Here is a 5,198-nt window from a genome sequence, read left to right as displayed (position 1 = left end):
TGCGCGGGCGCAGCCGGTCACCGGCGACTGAAGTCGCAGCAACAACTACGGGAAGCCTCGCAAACTGCGCGAGGCTGATTCCGCTCACTCCGCGGCCCCGGTGCTCACGACCGATCTCCTTTCATCCTCCGTGGTCGCGCGTAGCGCGGTGTTCGACTCAGGATGACGTCTCTCCTTGCGGTGGGCGTGTCGAGATCCGCCGCGGCTTACGATGCGTCGGGCTGGCGGGTCCAGATGACGACGGCGCCGCAGTCCCAGCTGCGGCGCGTGTAGTACGGGTTGAACTGCAGCGGCAGCTCCTCGCCGCGGTAGTACTCCACGCCGGCGACCTCGTCCATCGTGAGCCGCGTGATCTCGGTGTAGCGCGCCGGCTGGCCGTCCAGCCACACCGCCAGGAAGCACTTCGCGCCCTTGGAGTAGCGGTAGAGCGCGGAGATGTTGGCGCCGCGCGGGTCCACCAGGATCCCCAGCCCGCGGATGTGGTCCAGCACGCTGATGCCGGGGAGGCGCGCCAGCTCGTCGTGCGTCAGGAAGCGCCCCGGGTGCAGGTGCTGGCGCTCGTAGAAGCCGTGCCGCTCCAGCACCTGCCGCCGCACCTCGGCCGTGGCCGTCACCCCCGCGAGCGCCACCGGCCGGTCCGCGCCGCTGCCGGCGGGAAGGCGTAGCAGCACCGGCACCCGCTCGCCCGCCGCCAGCGTCACCGGGCCGAACTCCACGTCGCTCCCGCCCGCCACCCGCGCCACGATGCTGAACGTTCCCGCGCCCGGCGAAGCGAGCGTGAACCCGCCGTCGGCGCGCGTGGCCGCCTCGTCCACCACGCTGTCGCCGAGCACCAGCCGCACGAGCGCCGCGGGGATTCCGCTCGCGCCGTCCGCGCCCATCAGCCGCCCGTCCACCGCCTGCGCGGCCATCGGCGCGGCGATGGGGAGGGAGATGGAGATCAGGAGAGCGGCGAGACGCGGGCGCATGCGGATCTCGGGGGCGAGCGGAAGCGGAGACGCCGGGAAGAAGAAAGTTCGATCGTCACACGGAGTCAACGGAGCCGGCGGAGGCGTTCAGCCGGAGTCCGCATCACGGCGCCGGCGAGGCCGCGCTCGAGGTGGAGCCCGAAGGCGGCTCGGTCCAGATCGCCAGCGAGCCGCAGCGCGAGCCCGGGTCGCCCAGCATGGGGTTGAACTCCGGGGGGATGTTGTCGCGGGTGTAGTACTCCACCGCCGCGATCTCCCGCTCCGTCAGCTGGGTGAGGGGGATGTCGTTCACCGGCGCGCCGTCGATGTACACCGAGAGGTAGCAGCGCCCGTGCGGCGAGTCGGCCCCGCCGGTGATCTGCACGCGGTACAGCAGGAAGCGCCCGGAGCCGTGCGGCTCCATGCTGATCCCCAGGTCCAGGATCTTCTCGATGGGCCGCAGCCCGTGCAGCCGCACGAAGTCGTCGTGCGTCAGGAAGCGGCCCGGGTACTGGTGCTGGCGCTGGTAGAAGCCGTGCCGCTCCAGCAGGGCCCGGCGCCGCTCCGCCGTGGCGGTCAGCGGCGCCAGCGCGTAGACCGAATCCGCCGCCGTGGGCGCGTGCGCCTGGAACTCCAGCTCCTTTCGCTCCCCCGCGGCCAGCGTAACCGGCGCGAACAGCATGGCCGCGCCGCCGGCGGGCACCGCGCGCACCCGGTACATCCCCGGCGCGGCGGCGGTCAGGGTGAAGCGCCCCTCGCCGTCCGTCGTCACCTCCGCCGTCCCGGCGCCGCCCACGCCGACCAAGGCCACCCGCGCGCCGGGGAGCGGTGTCTCGCCGTCCTCCGCCAGCAGCGTCCCCTGCACCGTCTGCGCGGCCAGCGGCGGGACGATGCAGAGCGCCGCGGCGAGAAGGAGCGGGCGGGGAGATGCGAGGCGCATGGGAGATTCGAAGGCGGCGGGAGACGGTCACGGAGCCGGCCGGAGTATCGGCGATTGCAGATGAAACGTATGACGCGGCGGAATCGTAACAAGCCTCCGTCGGCCCCCCGGTCTCCATCTCCCGGACACGCCGCCCGAAGACGATGCGAACGCTCCGGCGCGTACCGGCATCCAAGGGGGGGCGGGCGCTCCGAAACTGTTGACGCACCGGCCAGCGGACGCTAACCTGCTCCGTGTGCTAACCTTTTAGCACTCAGAACTCCGGTCCCTCCCCGAAGATGATGCGCATTCCGCACTTCCTCAACCGCGCGCCGCTGGCCGCCCTGGCGGCGGGCGCGCTGGCCGCGGCGCCCGCCCCGGCGCAGGTGACGCCGGCGTCGCACCCCGGCCAGCCCGCCGGGCACACCAGCGGCGGACCCACGCCGCAGGTGGCCGCCGTCCGGCGCACCGACCCCATCTCCATCGACGGAAAGCTGGACGAGCCGGTCTGGACGAGCGCGCCCGCCGCCACCGATTTCCGCCAGCAGGACCCCAACGAGGGGCAGCCCGCCACGCAGCGCACCGAAGTGCGCCTGGCGTACGACGACGAAGCCCTGTACATCGGCGCGCGGATGTACGACTCGCTGGGGGCGGCCGGGGTGCGCACCCGCCTGGCCCGCCGCGACGAGGAGCCCGAGGGCGACTTCATCCAGCTCATCTTCGACACCTACCACGACCACACCGGCCGCACCGTGTTCTGGGTGAACCCGTCGGGCGCCCGGTCCGACGCGGGCCAGGCCTCGCCCTCGGCCGACCCGTCGTGGGACCCGGTGTACAGCGTGGAGACGCGCGTGGACTCGGCCGGGTGGACGGCCGAGTTCCGCATCCCCTTCAGCCAGCTGCGCTTTCCGCGCGACAGCGTGCAGACCTGGGGGATGCAGCTGTGGCGCTTCATCGAGCGCCGCAACGAGATGGACATGTGGTCGTTCTGGGGGAAGAACGAGTCCGGCGGCCCCAGCCGCTTCGGGCACCTGGCGGAGCTGCACGTGCCCCGGCAGCGGCGCTCGGTGGAGCTGCTGCCGTACGCACTGGCGCGGCAGAGCTTCGTGCGCCCCCTCCAGCCGGGAAGCCCGTTCGAGAGCACCCACCAGTCCACCTGGCGCGTGGGCGGCGACGTGAAGGCGCTGCTCACCAGCACGCTCACGCTCGACGCCACCATCAACCCCGACTTCGGGCAGGTGGAGGTGGACCCGGCGGTGGTGAACCTGAGCCAGTACGAGACCTTCTTCGACGAGAAGCGCCCCTTCTTCGTGGAGGGAAGCGGCCTGTTCGGCTTCGGCGACTTCAACTGCCACTTCTGCAGCAACATCTCGTCGATGTCGCCGTTCTACTCGCGGCGCATCGGGCGGTCTCCGCAGGGGTTCGTCTCGCAGCCCGCCGTTTTCACGCACAGCCCCGAGAGCAGCACCATCCTGGGCGCGGCCAAGGTCAGCGGGCGCCTGGGGAACGGCCTCCAGGTGGGGGTGCTGGACGCGGTCACCCGCTCGGAGCGGGCGCTGGCGCAGGACTCGGACGGCGACCAGTTCACCGAGCAGGTGGAGCCGCCCACCAACTACTTCGTGGGGCGGGTGAAGCGGAACCTGCGCGGCGGCAACCTGACGGTGGGCGCCATCGGCACCAGCGTGTACCGCGGCTTCGACAGCGACGCGCTGCGCGACCTGATCCCGCAGCGCGCCGAGGCGCTGGGCGCCGACTGGAACTGGTACTGGAACAACCGCGCCTGGTCGCTGATCGGCAACTTCGTGGTCAGCGAGGCGGGCGGCGACAGCGCGTCGGTGCTGCGGCTGCAGCGCTCGTCGGCGCGCTACTTCCAGCGCCCGGACCGGGGGCAGGGAAGCAACGGCTTGTTCAGCGACCGCTTCGAGCCGGGCGCCACCTCGCTGCGCGGCTTCGGGGGATACACGCGGCTGGCCAAGGACGCGGGCCCCTGGCAGTTCGAGACGGCGGTGGACTACCGCAGCCCCGGCTTCGAGGTGAACGACCTGGGCTTCCTGCCGCGCGCCGACTATGTGTGGATGAACGCCAACCTGCTGCGGGTGTGGAACAAGCCCACGCGCCACTACCGCAGCCTGGTGGCCATCGCGGGCTCGCAGCAGCAGGTGAACTTCGACGGCGACCTGACCGGGCGCGACCTGCACGCCTACCTGGGCGGCCAGTTCCCCAACTACTGGAACGTGAACGGCTTCGTCATCTGGAACAGCGCGCTGAGCGACGACCGGCTCACGCGCGGCGGCCCGGTGGTGCGCACGCCGTCGGACCTCACCGGGTACCTGAACGTGAGCACCGACAGCCGCAAGGCGGTGGTGTTCAGCACCAACCCGTACTACAGCACCAGCACCGACGGCACGCACGCCTGGTCGGCCAACCTGAGCATGCGGGTGAAGCCCGCGTCCAACGTGCAGCTCTCGGTGGGGCCCGCGTACAGCATGAACCAGGTGCGCACGCAGTTCATCACCCGCCTGGAGGACCCCACGGTCACGAACTTCTTCGGCGAGCGCATCGTGTTCTCGGACCTGGAGCAGCACCAGCTGTCCATGAACACGCGCCTCAACTGGACGTTCAGCCCCACGCTCACGCTGGAGGTGTTCGCGCAGCCGCTCGTCGCGAGCGGGAGCTTCAGCCGCTTCAAGGAGTTCGCGGCGCCGCGCTCCATCCGCAAGACGGTGTACGACGACCGGCAGATCTCGCCCATCGTGGACGACGGCGCGACCATCGGCTACACGCTGGACCCGGACCGCAACCCGGCCACGGCCAACTTCACCCTGCCCAACCCGGACTTCAACTTCCGCAGCCTGCGCGGCAACGCGGTGCTGCGCTGGGAGTACCGGCCGGGATCCACGCTCTTCTTCGTGTGGCAGCAGCAGCGCAGCGGGGTGGAGTCGTTCGGCGACTTCCGCTTCGGCCGCGACGCCCCGGGCGTGTTCAACGCCCCGCCCGACAACGTGTTCGTGGTGAAGTTCAGCTACTGGTTCGGCCGCTGAGCTGAACTGCAGGAATCTCACTCGGAGGGACTGGAGGCCGCAGACGAAAACCGCGCTCGCGGTGATTTCTCTGCGGCCGCTGCGTGATCCGGATCCGGAAATCATTCCGCGTCGCACCCGCCCGACGTCATCCTGAGTCGAACACCGCGCTACGCGCGACCACGGAGGATGAAAGGAGATTGGTCGTGAGCACCGGGGCCGCGGAGTGAGCGGATCAGCCTCGCGCAGTTTGCGAGGCTTCCCGTAGTTGTTGCTGCGACTTCAGTCGCCGGTGACCGGCTGCGCGCGGAA

General features: G+C 70.8%; 3 protein-coding genes. 1 reads left to right on the top strand and 2 read right to left on the bottom strand.

The genetic code is table 11. The features are described 5' to 3' along the window. Positions 1 to 206: 206 nt before the first annotated feature. Both VLK66_RS24550 and VLK66_RS24545 read right to left on the bottom strand, forming a co-directional pair. Positions 207 to 968, bottom strand: coding sequence for a carboxypeptidase-like regulatory domain-containing protein (locus VLK66_RS24550; protein ID WP_325312141.1), 762 nt, complete (start codon positions 966 to 968; stop codon positions 207 to 209). 103 nt (positions 969 to 1,071) lie between these two features. Then, a complete protein-coding gene (locus tag VLK66_RS24545) occupies positions 1,072 to 1,887 on the bottom strand; it encodes a carboxypeptidase-like regulatory domain-containing protein (protein WP_325312140.1) in 816 nt (271 codons plus the stop codon). Positions 1,888 to 2,165: 278 nt separating this feature from the next. On the opposite strand from VLK66_RS24545, the gene VLK66_RS24540 reads away from it, so the two are divergent. Beyond that, a complete protein-coding gene (locus VLK66_RS24540; protein WP_325312139.1) occupies positions 2,166 to 4,907 on the top strand; it encodes a DUF5916 domain-containing protein in 2,742 nt (913 codons plus the stop codon). Positions 4,908 to 5,198 lie beyond the last annotated feature (291 nt).

This window comes from Longimicrobium sp., from assembly GCF_035474595.1.
Lineage (GTDB): Bacteria > Gemmatimonadota > Gemmatimonadetes > Longimicrobiales > Longimicrobiaceae > Longimicrobium.
Note: the sequence above shows the minus strand (reverse complement) of the source record. Positions and strands in the feature narration are given on the sequence as shown.